The organism is Rhizobium sp. AC44/96, assembly GCF_001692185.1.
Classification (GTDB): domain Bacteria; phylum Pseudomonadota; class Alphaproteobacteria; order Rhizobiales; family Rhizobiaceae; genus Rhizobium.
Genome location: NZ_LXKO01000035.1, coordinates 107,547 through 123,637, shown reverse-complemented (window position 1 = coordinate 123,637; position 16,091 = coordinate 107,547). Strand labels below are relative to the sequence as shown.

Below are 16,091 nucleotides of genomic sequence, written 5' to 3'. Positions count from 1 at the left end.
GTCAGCTTGCCTTTGGCTGATCGCTAGCAGCGTTCTTGCGTGCCTTGCCGGCGGCCGGCTTGGCGCTGACCTTTGCACTCTGGCGCAGGGCTTCCATGAGATTGATGACCTTGCCTTCCGGCTTGGGCTGCTTCTGCGGCAGCGGCCGCCCCTCGACCTTCGCCTTGACGAGTTCCGACAACGCCACCTCGTATCGATCCTCGTACTCCTGCGGATTGAAGGCGCCTTTCTTCGTTCCGATGATATGGCCCGCGAGTTCGAGCATTTCCTTGTCGAACTTCATCTCGGGGATGTCCTTGAACACAGTTTCCGCGTTCCGGACTTCATAGTCGTAGTTCAACATCGTCGCGATCACATGGTCGTCTTGCGGCCGGATCAGCACGGTCCGGTTCTTGCGAAAAAGCACCGCCTCCCCGATCGCAGCGACTTTCCGATCGCGCATTGCCCGTGCAATCAAGGCCAGCGCGTCCTCGTCGTCGTCGCTGACAGGCGCAAGATGGTAGGATTTGTCGAAGTAGAGCTTGTTGATCCCGTCAAAGGGAACAAAGCTCTGGACGTTCATCAACTTGTCGCTCTCTGGCGCAAGGCCAGCAAGTTCGTCACCTTCGATGGTGATGTAGTCGCCGCTGTCGAGGCGGTAGCCCTTGACCTGATCCTCGCGCTCAACCGGTTTGCCGGTCTCGCTGTCGACGAATTGTCGCTCCACGCGATGACCGGTCTTGCGGTTGACGATGTTGAAGGAGATACGATCGGAAGAAGAGACGGCGGTGTAAAGTCCCACAGCACAGGTGAGATCCGCGACCTTCAGATGGCCTTTCCAGATTGCCCGTGCTGCCATGGCATCCCTCCACCGTCGCCCCGATGACAGGAGCCAGCCGAATCAACTGATCAGATCGGAAAAAGTTCCGCGAGATCACCATCATGGCGCTGGTTTTGCGGCGAGATGCAAAAAGGCCAGGGCGATAGGCGGAAGCGAAAGATGTGAAGCTACACTCCCCCGGTGTCGCAATTCTGCGACAGTTCCCGGACGACAAGGAGATATCCGTCTGGCAGTACGCTGTTGCAACGAATTGCAATAGCCCGTCCTTTACGTCAGACTGACCTAATATTTGGTGGGAGGAACCAATGCACGAACACTCTGCTCATGCGGAGCATGTCTACACGTGCACACAGCGGGATTCGGCTGCCGCGAGTTCTTCGATCGTTGCATCGTGGCGCCGTTGCATTGCCATGCACCAGCTCGCGCCCGAAGACGCGCGCGAACCACTTCGCCTGACCGAAAGCGAATTCAGGACCGCCAGGGCGGAATCCGAACAACTGATCGTCAACGCCTCCGACGAACTCGACCGACTGTTCACCACCGTCGGCAAGACGGGCTGCTGCCTGCTGCTCACCGACCGCAACGGCATCGCGCTCGAACGGCGCGGCGCAGCAGGCGACGACAAGCACTTCCACGAACTCGGACTGTGGACCGGCTCGATCTGGACCGAAGCGAGCATCGGCACCAACGGCATCGGCACCGCGATCGCGGACGAACGCGCCCTCTCGATTTTCCGCGATCAGCATTTCTTCTCTTCGAACATCAGCCTGAGCTGCACGACGGCACCGATCCGCGACCATCGCGGCCAGCTGGCGGCGGCGCTCGACATCTCGACCTGCCGCGACGACGTCAACGAAATGACACTGGCGATGCTGACCCAGATGGTCAGGGATGCCGCCATGCGCATCGAGATCAATCTCTTCCGCAGCGCCTTTGCCGGAGCACGTTTCCTGATGGTGCCGCAGGGTGGCCCGAACCCTGCTGCGGCCCTTCTCGCTGTCGATCGGCACGATCTGGTCCTGGGTGCCACAAGGGCAGCGCGCCTGGCACTGAAGCTTGATGACCGGCGCATTGCCGCCGGAATTCCCGCAGCCGACGCACTGCACGAGACCCGCCTTTCCGACGACGAGGATCTGATCGACGCCGAGCGCGCGGCTTTGCTTCGCGCCCTTTCGCGCGCTGGCGGCAACGTCTCTCAGGCCGCGGCTGCGCTCGGCATAAGCCGCGCAACGCTTCATCGGAAGATGAAACGCCTCAATCTTCACTGATGCCCGGATGGGCCGCGGCCTGTCGCAGACATGCGACAGTGTGCGGTGCGGTATGGGGCGGCGGGCCTGTTTCTCCGGGCAAGAGACGCGCAGATTTCCTCTCACGGGTTCACGTCCGAACCTGGCTCATCTCAAGGGAGGATGACATGCTGCATCAGAAAATCGTCGAGTCTCCGTTCAAGCTGAAATACGGAAACTTCATCGGTGGCGAATGGCGCGAGCCGATCGAAGGCAAGTACTTCGACAACATCACCCCGGTCACCGGCGGCAAGCTCTGCGAGATCCCCCGCTCCACCGAAAAGGACATCAACGCCGCACTTGATGCCGCCCATGCCGCCAAGGACAAGTGGGGCCGGACATCGGCCGCCGAGCGCTCCAACATCCTGATGAAGATCGCCCAGCGGATGGAAGACAAGCTCGAACTGCTGGCTCAGGCCGAGACCTGGGACAACGGCAAGCCGATCCGCGAAACCATGGCGGCCGATATTCCGCTCGCGATCGATCACTTCCGCTACTTCGCCTCTTGCATACGCGCTCAGGAAGGTTCGATCGGCGAGATCGATCACGACACCGTCGCCTATCACTTCCATGAACCGCTTGGCGTCGTCGGCCAGATCATCCCGTGGAACTTCCCGATCCTCATGGCCGCCTGGAAGCTTGCACCGGCGCTCGCAGCCGGCAACTGCGTCGTCATCAAGCCGGCCGAGCAGACCCCCGCCTCGCTGCTTGTCTGGGCAGAGCTCATCGGCGACCTGCTGCCGCCCGGCGTGCTCAACATCGTCAACGGCTTTGGCCTCGAAGCCGGCAAGCCGCTCGCCACCAGCCCGCGGATCGCCAAGATTGCCTTTACCGGTGAAACGACAACAGGACGGCTGATCATGCAGTATGCCAGCCAGAACCTGATCCCGGTAACGCTGGAACTCGGTGGCAAGTCGCCGAACATCTTCTTCGCCGACGTCATGGCCGAAGACGACGATTTCCTCGACAAGGCACTCGAAGGCTTTGCGATGTTCGCGCTGAACCAGGGCGAAGTCTGCACATGCCCCAGCCGCGCGCTCGTTCAGGAATCGATCTACGAGCGTTTCATGGAAAAGGCCATCAAACGCGTCGAAGCCATCAAGCAGGGCAATCCGCTGGACAGCGCGACGATGATCGGCGCCCAGGCTTCCAATGAACAGCTCGAAAAGATCCTCGCCTACCTCAACATCGGCAAGCAGGAAGGCGCCGAGGTGCTGGCCGGCGGTTCGCGCAACGATCTGGGCGGCGAGCTCGCGGGCGGCTACTACGTCAAGCCGACGATCTTCAAGGGTCACAACAAGATGCGCATCTTCCAGGAGGAAATCTTCGGGCCGGTGGTCTCGGTGACGACCTTCAAGGACGAGAAGGAAGCGCTCGAAATCGCCAACGATACGCTCTACGGCCTTGGCGCCGGCGTATGGAGCCGCGATGCCAACCGTTGCTATCGCTTCGGCCGCGAAATCCAGGCCGGACGCGTCTGGACCAATTGCTACCACGCCTACCCCGCGCATGCGGCCTTCGGCGGCTACAAGCAATCGGGCATCGGCCGCGAGACGCACAAGATGATGCTCGACCATTACCAGCAGACCAAGAACATGCTGGTGAGCTACAGCCCGAAGGCGCTCGGCTTTTTCTGAGAGCCAAGCATCTAGGTCTTAAAACCGTCCCGCTCTCTCATCGGGAGAGCGGGCTACGCCTGGGAGGAGCGAAACATGGAGCAACTGGTCAACGGTGAACCGCGCGTGCTGGCAACGAACGCTGCGATCGACCTGATCGACGAAATCCGGCGCGACCACCCCGACATTCTGTTCCACCAGTCAGGCGGCTGTTGCGACGGCTCGTCGCCCATGTGCTACCCCGCCGACGACTTCATGGTCGGCGACAATGACGTAAAGCTCGGCGAGATCGCCGGCGTTCCCGTTTATATCAGCGCCAGTCAGTTCGAAGCGTGGAAACATACCCAACTCATCATCGATGTGGTCCCCGGCCGCGGCGGCATGTTCTCGCTCGACAACGGCCGTGAGAAGCGCTTTCTCACGCGCTCGCGCATGTTCGGCGGCGATGAGGCCTGCCCCATCCCCGCAACGGTGCGCTCGACGACTTGAAGTCCGATCAGTGCTTGCGCACCTTCCCCGTTGGAATCGCTGACGAGGTCACCGACACCGGATCGCTGGCAGGAAAGGAGTCTTCCAGTCCCTGGTCCAGCTGCTCTTCCATTTCCTCGACATCGCCCGACATCCGAGCGCTCAACAGCGGCTCTGCCGGCTTGTCGGTTGCCTTCGTCTCATCGAACGAAGCGAGTTCGCCCATCAGCGTCTTTGCGCGCTCGATTGCGTTATGGGAGGTCAGCGTTCTGTCGGAATCGTTGCGCAACTGCACCGACACGACTTCACCGCCCTGACCGACGAATTCGACGGTGAAACCCCGCTTTCCACCTTGTTCCGGAATGACTTGCGTACCGACGACATGCATTGGAATTCTCCTTTGGAACATCAGTCTCAAAACGACCGCGCGCCAACAAAGTTCCTGTCGCGCTGTTCCTCTGCACGGGCAAAAAAATAGCCACCGCTGTTGACGGTGGCTGAAGTCATGAAGGTCAAAACCTCCAGAGGGGAACAGTTGCATCATCGGCCGGGAGGACTAGCCGACTGCATGAGCAACTGTCTGTAATATGAAGGTCGCAGCCTCTTGCTTCAACCAACTGATGGCTGAATTGCCGACCACATCGAAATCTAATTTCCACGACCTGCCGGAAACGCGCGATATTCTACCGCCGTACGGCCATCGCCGAGCACCGGTCTCAAATCTGGGGCTGACGCACCGGTCCTGTCGATTCCCGCAGGATAAGCTCGACTGGCCACAGCTCATGGATCTCCAGCGGCGATCGTCCCGAGATGAGCTGTAGAACCAGATCCGCACATCGCGTTCCCGCCGCACGCATCGACGACCGGGTGGCCGAAAGCGAAGGCACCATGTTGTCGGCGGTCAGATAGGGAAAAACGTCGTCATGCGCGATCAGGGAAACATCCCGCCCGACCTGCAGCCCGAGCGAACGCACGGCACGATAAACCCCGAGCGCCGTCATCATCGAGCCGGCAACGAAGGCGGTCGGCGGATTCGGTTGCTCGAGAAACGAGCGGGCAAAGCGAAAACCGAGCTCGTCGGTAAAGTTACCGTTGGCCATCAGCTGCGGATCCGGCTCGATGCCATGGCTCTGGAGAGCACGGCGATAGCCGTTGTCGCGATGCAGCGCATAGGTCGCGCCCTGTCGCCCGTTGATCATGGCGATCCTGCGATGGCCGAGGTCGATCAGATGCGAGGTCGCCCGTCGCACGGCGCCTTCATTGTCGATGTCGAGCCAGGCATGGGGAACGTCGATATCCGACCGACCGTGCACGAGGAACGGCATTCCAAGTTTGTGCAGCAGCGCGATGCGCTCGTCGTTCGGTCGCGGCGAGTGCACGATGATCGCATCGACTCGCTGGCTTTCCACCAGTCGCCGATAGAGCTGCATCTCGTCATTGTGGTCGGGATCGGCCATCGGAATGACCAGAATGTCGGTATCTTCGGTCACAAGCCGTTCGGCCATACCGGCCATGAATTCGGCAAAGTGAAACTCGCCGGCCCGCCCCATCACCACGCCGATGGCGCCTGCCCGCCCCGTTTTCAGCCGAACCGCGTTCACGTTCGGGCGATAGCCGAGCCGCACGGCCTCTTCCGCAACGCGGGCACGAGTGACCTCGCTTACTTCAGGATAGCCGCTCAGGGCACGGCTGACCGTCGTCGGAGACAGTCCCAATTGCTTTGCGAACTCTTTAAGCTTCATGCTCCGACACGTTCTTTCATCACCAGCTTTTTCAAGCATCTATACATCGAAACCGCTGATTTCCTTATGTCTTAACTCACCGCGACTGGAAACAGCCAAATCGATTTCAATTGCAAATATTCCCGAAATGGAGCGTCCGATTAAATCTCCACAGACGGAAATCAACACATCTATTTGTTTTCAATAAACAATGATCGATTTTATGCAGCGCAGCATTCTCGCTAAAACTCGCCGCTTGACACGATATCACCCTTCTGACAATTTTTCGCAACCAAACCGTTTTCAATTTTAGATCGTTTGGTTCTTTTTGGGAGGAAGATTATGAAGTTTCGTCTTACGGCGGCCGTCATCGCGGCCGCACTCATTGGCACGGCATTGCCCTCGCTCGCCGCTAATATCAGCATTTCGGCAAGCTCGACCGGCAAGAACCTCGATCTGCTCCGCAAGCAGCTCGACGAATTCGAGAAGGCAACGGGTAACAAGGTCAGCATCGTGACCATGCCGTCCTCGTCGACCGAGCAGTTTTCGCAGTACCGCCTGTGGCTCGCCGCCGGCAACAAGGACGTCGACGTCTATCAGACGGACGTTATTTGGGCGCCGCAGCTCGCCGAGCAGTTCGTCGACCTGAAGGACGCTGCCAAGGATGTCGTCGGCGACTTTTTCCCGTCGATTATCGCATCGCAGACCGTGAACGGTCGCCTCGTCGCGTTGCCACTCTATACCGACGCTCCGGCGCTGTTCTACCGCAAGGACCTGCTCGACAAGTACGGCAAGCAGCCGCCGAAGACCTGGGATGAAATGGCGGCAACCGCCAAGGAGATCCAGGACAAGGAGCGCGCAGCCGGCCAAAAGGACCTCTGGGGCTACGTCTTCCAGGGCAATGCCTACGAAGGCTTGACCTGCAATGCGCTGGAATGGGTCAAGTCATCAGGCGGTGGCCAGATCATCGAGACGGATGGCTCGATCTCCATCAACAACGAGAAGGCCGCAGCAGCGCTTGATCGTGCCAAGGCCTGGGTCGGCAGCATCTCGCCGAGCGGTGTCCTGGCCTATCAGGAAGAAGAATCCCGCGGCGTCTGGCAGACAGGCAACGCCGTCTTCATGCGCAACTGGCCCTACGCATATGCACTCGGCAACGGTGCCGACAGCGCCGTCAAGGGCAAGTTCGACGTGACGACGCTTCCGGTTGCCAAGGAAGGCGACACGCCATCGTCCACGCTCGGCGGCTGGAACCTCGCCGTTTCCAAGTACTCGCAGAACCCCGACGCCGCGATCGCACTCGCCAAGTTCCTGACCTCCAAGGAGAGCCAGAAGCAGCGCGCGATCGAGCTCTCCAACCTGCCGACGCTTGTTGCGCTCTACGACGACAAGGACGTTGCTGCCGCCCAGCCGTTCATGCCGAACTGGAAGCCGATCTTCCAGAACGCGGTTCCGCGTCCGTCGGCTTCGGCCAAGGTCAAGTACAACGAGGTCTCCTCGAAGTTCTGGACCGCCGTTCACAACACGCTCTCCGGCAGCGGCACTGCCGCAGAAAACCTCGAGCTTCTCGAAGCCGACCTGACCTCGCTCAAGGGCGACAACTGGTGATCGATCGAACAGGTAGCGGCGGGTTCTCCGCCGCTACCGTCCCCGAACGAGCCATCGTCAATCGTCTCAAGAAGCGGGTCGCTGATTCATGAGTGAAGTTGCAGTTTCTCAAAACGTGAGGTCCGGCGCACGCGCCAAGGGCGCCTCGTCGGATTTGCGCTCCGAGCGCGTCCGTTCCGCCTGGATGTTTCTGGCGCCAACCCTGTTCATCCTCGCCGTCGTTGCAGGATGGCCCCTGTTCAGGACCATCTATTTCAGCTTCACCAATGCATCCCTGACGAGCCTCGGCGACGCGCAGTTCGTCGGGTTCAGCAATTACCTGTCCTGGATCACCCTGAAGAGCGGCCGCACGGTCTACAAGGGACTTCTCGCCGACCCCGCCTGGTGGGGCGCCGTATGGAATACGATGAAGTTCACCGTACTGTCCGTGCTGATCGAAACAGCCCTCGGCCTTATCGTCGCCCTGGTCCTCAACGCACAGTTCGTCGGCCGCGGTATCGTGCGCGCCGCCATTCTCATTCCGTGGGCGATCCCCACGATCGTCTCTGCCAAGATGTGGGCCTGGATGCTCAACGACCAGTTCGGCATCCTCAATGATATCCTGCTCGGCGCGGGCTTGATCACGCAGAAGATCGCCTGGACCGCAAATCCCGACACGGCGATGATCGCGGTGCTGATCGTCGACGTCTGGAAGACAACGCCCTTCATGGCGCTGCTCATCCTCGCCGGCCTGCAGATGGTTCCGGCCGATATCTACGAAGCCGCCAAGATCGACGGCATCAACCCGATCAAGGTCTTCTGGCGCCTGACCCTGCCGCTGGTACGACCCGCAATCATGGTCGCCGTGATCTTCCGCATGCTCGACGCCATGCGCATCTTCGACCTGATCTACGTGCTCACGCCGAACAATGCGCAGACCAAGACCATGTCGGTCATGGCGCGCGAAAACCTCTTCGACTTCGACAAGTTCGCCTATGGAGCAACAGCCTCGACGGTGCTCTTCCTGATCATCGCGACGATTACCGTGCTCTACATGTGGCTCGGTCGGGTCAAGCTTGGCGGGAGTGAACGCTGATGCTGCTTACCGCCACGAAGAACACGCTCTTCTACCTGCTCGTCGCCGTCATCGTCATCATCGCGGTATTCCCGTTCTACTATGCGATCCTGACGAGCTTCAAAGCCGGCACAGCCCTTTTCGAGGTCAACTATTGGCCGACCTCGATCTCGCTCACCAACTACACCAACGTCCTGACCACAGGCAGCTTCATCCGCAGCCTCGGCAACTCCCTGCTCGTCGCCCTCCTCGTGGTCGCGGCCTCGCTGCTGCTTGCCGTCACCGCATCCTATGCGCTTGCCCGCGTCAATTTCCGCGGTCGCGCGCTGCTGATGCTGACCATCCTGTCGGTCTCGATGTTCCCGCAGATCGCCGTCCTCGCCGGCCTGTTCGAGCTGATCCGCTGGATCGGCATCTTCAACACGCCCTTCGCGCTGATCTTCTCCTACATGATCTTTACCCTACCCTTCACGGTCTGGGTTCTGACCACCTTCATGCGCGATCTGCCCATTGAAATCGAGGAAGCGGCGATCGTTGACGGCGCCTCTCCGTGGGTCATCATCACCCAGGTTTTCATGCCGCTGATGTGGCCGGCTCTGGTCACGACCGGCCTGCTTGCCTTCATTACGGCCTGGAACGAATTCCTCTTCGCCCTAACATTTACCTCATCGGACGCTCAGCGAACGGTGCCGGTTGCCATCGCCCTGCTTTCGGGCGGCAGCCAGTTCGAAATCCCGTGGGGCAACATCATGGCAGCATCCGTCATCGTTACGGTCCCTGTCGTTGTCCTGGTCCTGATATTCCAGCGGCGCATCATTTCCGGCCTGACAGCCGGCGGCGTCAAAGGTTGAAGAAAGCACGATATGGCACAGATTCGACTCGACAATGTAAGAAAGAGCTTCGGTGCGCTTGAAGTCATTAAGGGCGTCTCGCTCGATATCCGCAAGGGCGAGTTCATGGTCTTCGTCGGCCCGTCCGGCTGCGGCAAGTCCACGCTGCTGCGGCTGATCTCCGGGCTGGAGGACATCACCTCGGGCACGCTGTCCTTCGATGGCGAGGCAGTGAACCGCTACGCGCCGTCGAAGCGCGGCATCGCCATGGTGTTCCAATCCTATGCGCTCTATCCGCATATGACCGTGTTCGAGAACATGGCCTTCGGGATGAAACTGTCAGGACACACGAAGGAAGAATGCAAGGCCCGCGTCGAGCAGGCCGCCGGCATGCTGCAGCTTTCGCCCTATCTCGAACGCCTGCCCCGCCAGCTTTCCGGCGGCCAGCGCCAGCGTGTCGCGATCGGCCGCGCCATCGTCCGCGATCCCAAAGTGTTCCTGTTCGACGAGCCGCTGTCGAACCTCGATGCGGCGTTGCGCGTCGCAACGCGCCTGGAGATCGCCAAGCTTCACCGCAGCATGCACGGCACGACAATGATCTACGTCACCCACGACCAGGTCGAGGCGATGACGCTCGCCGACCGCATCTGCGTGCTGCGGGATGGCGTCGTCGAGCAGGTCGGCACCCCTCTCGAACTCTACGAGACGCCGAATTCCGTATTCGTCGCCGGCTTCATCGGGTCGCCGAAAATGAACTTCCTGACCGGCGAGTTCTCGGCGCCCTACAATGCCCACACCATCGGCGTTCGCGCCGAGCACATGGAGATCGTCCAGCAGGCACCCGCCTGGACAGGCACCGTCATTCATTCCGAAATCCTCGGCTCGGACAGTTTCGTCTACCTCGACATCGGCACTTCGGAGCCGCTGGTCGTTCGCGAGACCGGCGTATCGAGCCATCAACCCGGCCAGAAACTGGGCGTCGCCCCGGTTCAGGGCTCAGTTCACCGTTTCGACCAATCCGGACGCGCGCTCGAAAGGGTTCCCCTGAAGGGCGCGGCCTGACACCACCCAAAACCGCAGGATCTGGCCGCTTCCCATCGGTTCCGGTCCACCATTTGCATGAAGGAGCAATCACTTGGCTATTCGCACCATTGTCTGGGGTGAAAACATCCACGAAACCACCAATGCCATCGTTCGGGGCATCTATCCCGAAGGCATGCACACCACCATCGCCAACGCGCTGAACACCGATCCGGCGATCCAGGCGACGACGGCGACGCTGCAGGAGCCCGAGCACGGCCTGACGGAAGCCCGCCTTGCCGAAACCGACGTCCTCACCTGGTGGGGCCACAAGGACCACGGCGCGGTCTCCGACGTCGTCGTCGAGCGCGTCGCCAAGCGCGTCTGGGAAGGCATGGGCCTGCTCGTCCTGCACTCGGGCCACTTCTCGAAGATCTTCAAGCGCCTGATGGGCACCCCCTGCGCGCTGAAGTGGCGCGAAGCCGGTGAGCGCGAGCGTCTGTGGACGATCAACCCGCGTCACCCGATCGCCGCTGGTCTCGACGAGAACTTCGTTCTCGAAAACGAGGAAATGTACGGCGAGCAGTTCTCCGTGCCGGAACCGCTGGAAACCGTGTTCATCTCCTGGTTCCAGGGTGGCGAAGTCTTCCGTTCGGGCCTCACCTGGCGCCGCGGCGCCGGTAACATTTTCTACTTCCGCCCTGGCCACGAAACCTATCCGACCTATCATGATGCCAACGTCCAGAAGGTCCTCATCAACGGCGTGAAATGGGCCTATAACCCGCAGGGCGATCTGAAGAGCATCACCGATGCCCCGAATGTGCCGGTCGAAAAGGCTCTCGAGCCGATCGTCGAACGCGGCCCACGACTGCATCAGGCCGGCGAAGCCGGTTACCGCTGAGGAGCACAATATGCGACTACTCGTTCTTGGCACTGGCTCGATGGCCAGAAACCAGGTTGCCAACTTCCTCGCCATCGATGGCGTGGAGGTTGTCGGCGCGGTCGATACCGACCCGGCGCGCCTGGCCGAATTTGCCGATCACTTCCACATCGAGAAGCGCTTCCTCACACTTGAGGAAGCAATCGCATGGGGTGACTTCGACGCGGCCACCAACGTCACGCCCGATCGTATCCACCACGCGACCAGCCTTGCGCTGATCGCAGCCGGCAAGCACGTCTTCTGCGAAAAGCCGCTGGCCGAGCATTACGACCACGCGCTGGAGATGACGGAAGCAGCTGAAGCTGCCGGCGTCATCAACATGGTCAACCTCACCTATCGCAACGTCGCGCCTCTGCAGCGCGCCCGCGAGATGGTGTTGGCTGGCGAACTCGGCACCATCAGGCACGTCGAGGCCTCCTACCTGCAAAGCTGGCTGGTCTCGCGCGCCTGGGGCGACTGGCGCACGGAATCGCGCTGGCTGTGGCGCCTGTCGACCGGTCACGGTTCGAACGGCGTGCTCGGCGACGTCGGCATCCACATCCTCGACTTCGCCGCCTATGGCGCAGCGACCGATATCGACCACGTCTTTGCCCGCCTGAAGACCTTCAACAAGGCCCCGGGCGGCCAGATCGGCGAATATCTGCTGGATGCCAACGACAGCTTCACGATGTCGGTCGATTTCACCAATGGTGCGCTCGGCGTCATCCATGCGACCCGTTGGGCGACCGGCCATCTCAACGAGCTGAAGCTCCGCATCTATGGCGAAAAAGGCAGCCTCGAGGTCATCCATCGCCCTGACGGTTCCGAACTGCGCGGCTGCTTTGGCGAGGACATCGAGACCGCCACTTGGCGCGACATCGAGGTTCCGGCCGTGTTGACGAACTACCAGCGTTTCGCGGAAGCCGTCAGAACCGGAAAGCAGGACGACCCCACCTTCCGCCACGCCGCAAACCTGCAGAAGGTCCTCGACCTCGCGATCGTGTCGGAGAAGGAGCGGCGTGAACTCAACCTGCTCGCCGCCGAGGAGCAGGAAAGCAGCGCTCCAGACAAGCGCATCCCACCGCTGACAGTGGTCGTCTGATCGTCACTACCCCACAAAATACCAAAGGCCCGCTCGCGCGGGCCTTTATCTTTACTGCGGAATGTCAGGCGAGCCGATCGGCCAGCAAGCCGATGGAAGCCGCATCGGCGTTTGCAAACGCGAGCCGGAGAAAGCGCTCCTGCCCTTCCCCGAAATAGCTCCCGGGCAGGCAGACCACACCGGCCTCCTTCGCCAGCCGCTCGGCAACAGCCGCCGAAGTCAGCCCTTCAAACGGATGCCGGATGAAAGCGAAGTAGGCGCCGAGCGCGCCGATTTCCCAGCCCGGCAGTTGTGCCATCACCGCTCGCAGGGCATCCGCACGCCGCGCGATCTCCAGGCGGTTGCCGGCGCGCCAGTCAGCAAGGATCGGCATTGCCGCGGCAACAGCGACCTGCGCCGCCCGTGGTGCGCAGATCTGCATGTTATCCATCACCTTGGTGATCTCGGCGATGACGCCGACGCCAGCTGTAATCGCGCCGAGGCGGTGGCCGGGAATGCAGAACGACTTCGAGAAACTGTAGAGCAGAACGAGCGTGTCTTCCCAGCCGGGGATCGTCAGCAACGGATGCGGCGCGCCATATCCCTCCGGTAGAAAATCCCGATAGGTTTCATCGACGATGAGCCATGCGCCGTATTTGCGGCAGAGGGTGAACAGCTCATGCAGCAGTGCCGGCGGATAGATCGCTCCCGTCGGGTTGTTCGGCGTCACGATCGCGAGGACCTTCGCGCCGCCCGCCAAGGCGCGCTCGGCCGACGAAACCTTCGGCAGGAAGCCGTTTTCAGGATCGCATTCCACCAGCAGCCGCTTGATGCCCAGCATCGAAAGCGTTGTCTCCTGGTTGAAATAGAAGGGATTGGTCAGAGCCACCGTGTCGCCCGCCCCGGCAAGCGCAATCGCAGCGGCCATGAAGGCCTGATTGCAGCCTGCCGTGATGTGAACATGCCCGGCAGACACAGGAGCGCCGTAAACCGCCGACATGTTTTGCGCATAGGCCTCGCGCAAGACGCCCTCGCCCTCGATCGGTCCGTAGCCGGTCGTCGTGGGTGACGCCGCTGCTTCACCAAGCAGCCGAAGCATTTCCGGATGTGCGGGATAGCCGGGCACCGCCTGCGAGAGGTCGACCAGCGGCCCCCTGCCGCCCTTGTACTCACGCGCCCAGGCCAGAACCGAAGGGATCGGCGGCGGCGACAGTCGGGAAACGAGCGGATTGGCTTCGGCAGGATGCATGAATGCTCTCTTGTGGATGCTGGATAATGCAGCCAGCAGTCCTGCACAAAATCGCAGGCGACGGCAACACGCATTCGCGCCATGCCCCGGCGCGTTCGGTCAGGAACCGCAGCAGGCCTTGAGCTTGGAGAGCTTCGGCACTTCGATATGCCTGTTGGCGGCAATGGAGATCACGCCGTCGGCCTTGAGCTTCGACATTTGCCGCGACACCGTCTCGATCGTCAGGCCCAGAAAGTCCGCAATATCGGCGCGCGACAGCGGAAGGTCGAACCTGCGGCCCTCTCCCTTGGCCTCAGGGTCGAGGTGCGTGGCGATCAGCAGCAGGAAGCTGGCAACCTTCTCGGCAGCCGTCTTGCGGCCGAGCGTCACCATCCAGTCCCGCGCCTCGTCCAGTTCGCGCAAGGTTTGCGCCATCAACCGGTCGGCGAGCGATGGATTGGTCTTGACCATGCGCTCAAGCGTCGCCTTCGGAATGCGACAGAGATTGACGTCGGACGCAGCCTCCACCGAAACCGCGTTCTCATCGGCATTCAGCCGTCCGAGAAAATCAGGCGCAAACTGCAGGCCCACGATCTGCTGGCGACCGTCCTCGAGGGTTTTCGTCAGCTTCACGACGCCGCGGATCACCGTGGCGTAGGACTCGGCCGGCATCTTCTCGCCAGCCAGCTCTTCACCGGCATCGTAGTTGGTCAACCGCGTATGCGCCGACAGCGACACCAGCTCGCTTTCGCTGAGCGCGCCGCACATGCCCTTATGGCGAACCTCACAACTGAGACAACGTACTGGTATGTTTGAATTATGTATGTCTTTGCGCATCAAATCAGCTCCGCGCAGAGCATAGACTGCGACCATGCCTTGAGAACAGCTTTTTCTTGATCGAGATCAAAGTAGATATGACGGCGCCCGGCTATTCCTTCCCCAAAAGGAATTGCCATGAACGCCGACATCATCGCCCGCTACGCCGCCCCCGTTCCCCGTTACACCAGCTATCCGACAGCGCCGCACTTCCACGAAGGCATCGGTGAGGCCACCTACCGTCAATGGCTCGGCGAGCCCGCGCCCGGTCCCTTGTCCCTCTATTTTCATATCCCGTTCTGCGATCGCCTCTGTTTCTATTGTGGCTGCCATACCAAGCAGGTTCGCCGCTATGAACCGATCGCGGCTTACATGGATGCCTTGAACAAGGAGGTCGCGCTCGTCGCGGCCTGCCTGCCCGACCGTAGAAAGGTGGCAGCCATCCACTTCGGCGGCGGCTCGCCGACGATCGTGAGCCCGGGCGATCTTCAACAGATGCGGGACACTCTGGACCAGTATTTCGATATCCTGCCGGACTGCGAGATCAGCGTCGAAATTGACCCAACACACGTCGATGCCGAACGACTGAATGCATGGAAGTCATTCGGCATGACCCGTGCAAGTGTCGGCGTTCAGGATTTTGCCCCAGTTGTCCAGACCGCGATCAATCGCCCGCAGAGCTACGAGCAGACCAAGGCCGTCGTCGACACGCTGCGCGAACTCGGTGTCGGTTCGATCAATCTCGACATCGTCTACGGACTACCGCACCAGAATTGTCAGATGCTGCTGCAAACCATCGATCTCGCTTTATCCATGTCTCCTGACCGATTGGCGATGTTCGGCTATGCGCATGTGCCCTGGGCAAAGAAGCACCAGCAGATGATCGACACGGCCACGCTTGCGTCGCCGGTCGAGCGCTTTGAAATGGCCAGCATAGGCGCACGAGCGATCCTTGATGCGGGCTACACGCCCGTCGGTATCGATCACTTCGCCAAGCCGGACGACAGCATGGCGCAGAAGCTTTCCAGCGGCGCCCTGAGGCGGAACTTTCAAGGCTACACGACCGATGACGCGCAAACCCTGATCGGCTTCGGGGCATCCTCGATCGGCCGGCTTCAACAGGGCTACGTTCAGAATATTGTCGCAACCGGACAATACTGCCGTGCCGTCTCCGAAGGCGAGCTTCCCGTTGCGCGCGGCATCGCCCTGTCGGCAAACGACCGGGCGGCAGGGGCGGCGATCGAGAGCCTGATGTGCAGCTACGACGTTTCTCTGGCGGAGCTACGCAGCCGCTACGGGCGGGCAGCGGACGATGTCTGCAGCGACGCTGTGCGCGCGCATCTCCTCGACGAAGACGGCTTCACCAGCTTCGACGGTGACACCTTTACGGTCACGCCGGAAGGACGCCCGTTCGTTCGCGTAATTGCCTCGAAATTCGATCGATATCTGACACTTGGGCGCGCCAAACATTCACTGGCCGTTTGATCCAAATCAAGTAACGCGTCCTAAAATCTCCCTATCACTCATCGCGACACCAAATTGCCGCAGCGTCCCCTTTGCCGTTGCCGCGACCACCCACGCAGTTATAGTGATTTCAGAAATTTCTGAAATCACAGACATAACG

Annotated in this window: 15 protein-coding genes; 10 read left to right on the top strand and 5 right to left on the bottom strand. The window is 60.8% G+C overall.

Features of this window, described 5'->3' with window-relative positions; all coding sequences use genetic code 11:
• Position 1: 1 nt before the first annotated feature.
• Positions 2–838, bottom strand: coding sequence for a Ku protein (locus A6U87_RS22325; RefSeq protein ID WP_065693508.1), 837 nt, complete (start codon positions 836–838; stop codon positions 2–4).
• A 287-nt stretch (positions 839–1,125) separates the two neighbouring features.
• Between A6U87_RS22325 and A6U87_RS22320 the strand changes: the two genes are divergently transcribed.
• From A6U87_RS22320 to A6U87_RS22310, 3 genes are all read left to right on the top strand, one after another.
• Entirely contained in the window at positions 1,126–2,088 is a 963-nt protein-coding gene (locus tag A6U87_RS22320; RefSeq protein ID WP_065693507.1) for a helix-turn-helix domain-containing protein, read from the top strand.
• Between the two features lie 146 nt (positions 2,089–2,234).
• Entirely contained in the window at positions 2,235–3,743 is a 1,509-nt protein-coding gene (gene adh / locus A6U87_RS22315; protein WP_065693506.1) for an aldehyde dehydrogenase, read from the top strand.
• 75 nt (positions 3,744–3,818) lie between these two features.
• On the top strand, positions 3,819–4,211 hold the full coding sequence (locus tag A6U87_RS22310) for a DUF779 domain-containing protein (RefSeq protein WP_065693505.1): 393 nt from the start codon (positions 3,819–3,821) through the stop codon (positions 4,209–4,211).
• Positions 4,212–4,218: 7 nt separating this feature from the next.
• Here the strand turns inward: A6U87_RS22310 and A6U87_RS22305 are convergent, their stop codons facing one another.
• Entirely contained in the window at positions 4,219–4,578 is a 360-nt protein-coding gene (locus A6U87_RS22305) for a hypothetical protein (protein ID WP_065693504.1), read from the bottom strand.
• Between the two features lie 328 nt (positions 4,579–4,906).
• Positions 4,907–5,932: a substrate-binding domain-containing protein gene (locus A6U87_RS22300; protein WP_065693503.1), complete on the bottom strand. Its 1,026-nt coding sequence runs from the start codon at positions 5,930–5,932 to the stop codon at positions 4,907–4,909.
• A 321-nt stretch (positions 5,933–6,253) separates the two neighbouring features.
• Between A6U87_RS22300 and A6U87_RS22295 the strand changes: the two genes are divergently transcribed.
• The 6 genes from A6U87_RS22295 to A6U87_RS22270 all read left to right on the top strand — a co-directional run bounded on the left by A6U87_RS22295 (position 6,254) and on the right by A6U87_RS22270 (position 12,444).
• Positions 6,254–7,519, top strand: a complete 1,266-nt coding sequence (locus A6U87_RS22295) for an ABC transporter substrate-binding protein (RefSeq protein ID WP_065693502.1) — start codon at positions 6,254–6,256, stop codon at positions 7,517–7,519.
• A gap of 88 nt (positions 7,520–7,607) precedes the next feature.
• The gene (locus A6U87_RS22290) at positions 7,608–8,594 is read left to right on the top strand and encodes a carbohydrate ABC transporter permease (RefSeq protein ID WP_065693501.1); all 987 of its coding nucleotides are present in this window, start codon (positions 7,608–7,610) and stop codon (positions 8,592–8,594) included.
• Positions 8,594–9,424 carry a carbohydrate ABC transporter permease gene (locus A6U87_RS22285; protein ID WP_065693500.1) on the top strand — a complete coding sequence of 277 codons (831 nt, stop codon included), beginning with the start codon at positions 8,594–8,596 and terminating at the stop codon, positions 9,422–9,424. Before A6U87_RS22290 ends, A6U87_RS22285 begins: the two co-directional genes overlap by 1 nt.
• 12 nt (positions 9,425–9,436) lie before the next feature.
• Complete coding sequence (locus A6U87_RS22280) at positions 9,437–10,465, top strand: ABC transporter ATP-binding protein (protein ID WP_065693499.1); 1,029 nt, start codon at positions 9,437–9,439, stop codon at positions 10,463–10,465.
• Positions 10,466–10,538: 73 nt separating this feature from the next.
• Positions 10,539–11,324 carry a trehalose utilization protein ThuA gene (locus A6U87_RS22275; RefSeq protein WP_016554600.1) on the top strand — a complete coding sequence of 262 codons (786 nt, stop codon included), beginning with the start codon at positions 10,539–10,541 and terminating at the stop codon, positions 11,322–11,324.
• A gap of 10 nt (positions 11,325–11,334) precedes the next feature.
• On the top strand, positions 11,335–12,444 hold the full coding sequence (locus A6U87_RS22270) for a Gfo/Idh/MocA family protein (protein ID WP_065693498.1): 1,110 nt from the start codon (positions 11,335–11,337) through the stop codon (positions 12,442–12,444).
• A gap of 64 nt (positions 12,445–12,508) precedes the next feature.
• On the opposite strand, the gene A6U87_RS22265 is transcribed toward A6U87_RS22270, so the two are convergent.
• Together A6U87_RS22265 and A6U87_RS22260 are read right to left on the bottom strand one after the other, a co-directional pair.
• Positions 12,509–13,672, bottom strand: coding sequence for an aminotransferase (locus A6U87_RS22265; RefSeq protein ID WP_065693497.1), 1,164 nt, complete (start codon positions 13,670–13,672; stop codon positions 12,509–12,511).
• Between the two features lie 99 nt (positions 13,673–13,771).
• Positions 13,772–14,419 (bottom strand): Crp/Fnr family transcriptional regulator, encoded by a 648-nt coding sequence (locus A6U87_RS22260; protein ID WP_083199643.1) that lies wholly within the window; start codon positions 14,417–14,419, stop codon positions 13,772–13,774.
• Between the two features lie 186 nt (positions 14,420–14,605).
• Here A6U87_RS22260 and hemN point away from each other — a divergent pair, with 186 nt between their 5' ends.
• Positions 14,606–15,952, top strand: a complete 1,347-nt coding sequence (gene hemN / locus A6U87_RS22255) for an oxygen-independent coproporphyrinogen III oxidase (protein WP_065693496.1) — start codon at positions 14,606–14,608, stop codon at positions 15,950–15,952.
• Positions 15,953–16,091: the final 139 nt, after the last annotated feature.

What these genes read in the sequence shown, in the direction of transcription:
- A6U87_RS22295 (WP_065693502.1), top strand. Translation starts at nt 6,254, where the DNA reads ATGAAGTTTCGTCTTACGGCGGCCGTCATCGCGGCCGCACTCATTGGC.
- A6U87_RS22320 (WP_065693507.1), top strand. Translation starts at nt 1,126, where the DNA reads ATGCACGAACACTCTGCTCATGCGGAGCATGTCTACACGTGCACACAG.
- A6U87_RS22325 (WP_065693508.1), bottom strand. Translation starts at nt 838, where the DNA reads ATGGCAGCACGGGCAATCTGGAAAGGCCATCTGAAGGTCGCGGATCTC.
- A6U87_RS22260 (WP_083199643.1), bottom strand. Translation starts at nt 14,419, where the DNA reads ATGTGCGGCGCGCTCAGCGAAAGCGAGCTGGTGTCGCTGTCGGCGCAT.
- A6U87_RS22310 (WP_065693505.1), top strand. Translation starts at nt 3,819, where the DNA reads ATGGAGCAACTGGTCAACGGTGAACCGCGCGTGCTGGCAACGAACGCT.
- A6U87_RS22280 (WP_065693499.1), top strand. Translation starts at nt 9,437, where the DNA reads ATGGCACAGATTCGACTCGACAATGTAAGAAAGAGCTTCGGTGCGCTT.
- A6U87_RS22265 (WP_065693497.1), bottom strand. Translation starts at nt 13,672, where the DNA reads ATGCATCCTGCCGAAGCCAATCCGCTCGTTTCCCGACTGTCGCCGCCG.
- A6U87_RS22290 (WP_065693501.1), top strand. Translation starts at nt 7,608, where the DNA reads ATGAGTGAAGTTGCAGTTTCTCAAAACGTGAGGTCCGGCGCACGCGCC.
- A6U87_RS22300 (WP_065693503.1), bottom strand. Translation starts at nt 5,932, where the DNA reads ATGAAGCTTAAAGAGTTCGCAAAGCAATTGGGACTGTCTCCGACGACG.
- A6U87_RS22305 (WP_065693504.1), bottom strand. Translation starts at nt 4,578, where the DNA reads ATGCATGTCGTCGGTACGCAAGTCATTCCGGAACAAGGTGGAAAGCGG.
- A6U87_RS22285 (WP_065693500.1), top strand. Translation starts at nt 8,594, where the DNA reads ATGCTGCTTACCGCCACGAAGAACACGCTCTTCTACCTGCTCGTCGCC.
- hemN (WP_065693496.1), top strand. Translation starts at nt 14,606, where the DNA reads ATGAACGCCGACATCATCGCCCGCTACGCCGCCCCCGTTCCCCGTTAC.
- adh (WP_065693506.1), top strand. Translation starts at nt 2,235, where the DNA reads ATGCTGCATCAGAAAATCGTCGAGTCTCCGTTCAAGCTGAAATACGGA.
- A6U87_RS22270 (WP_065693498.1), top strand. Translation starts at nt 11,335, where the DNA reads ATGCGACTACTCGTTCTTGGCACTGGCTCGATGGCCAGAAACCAGGTT.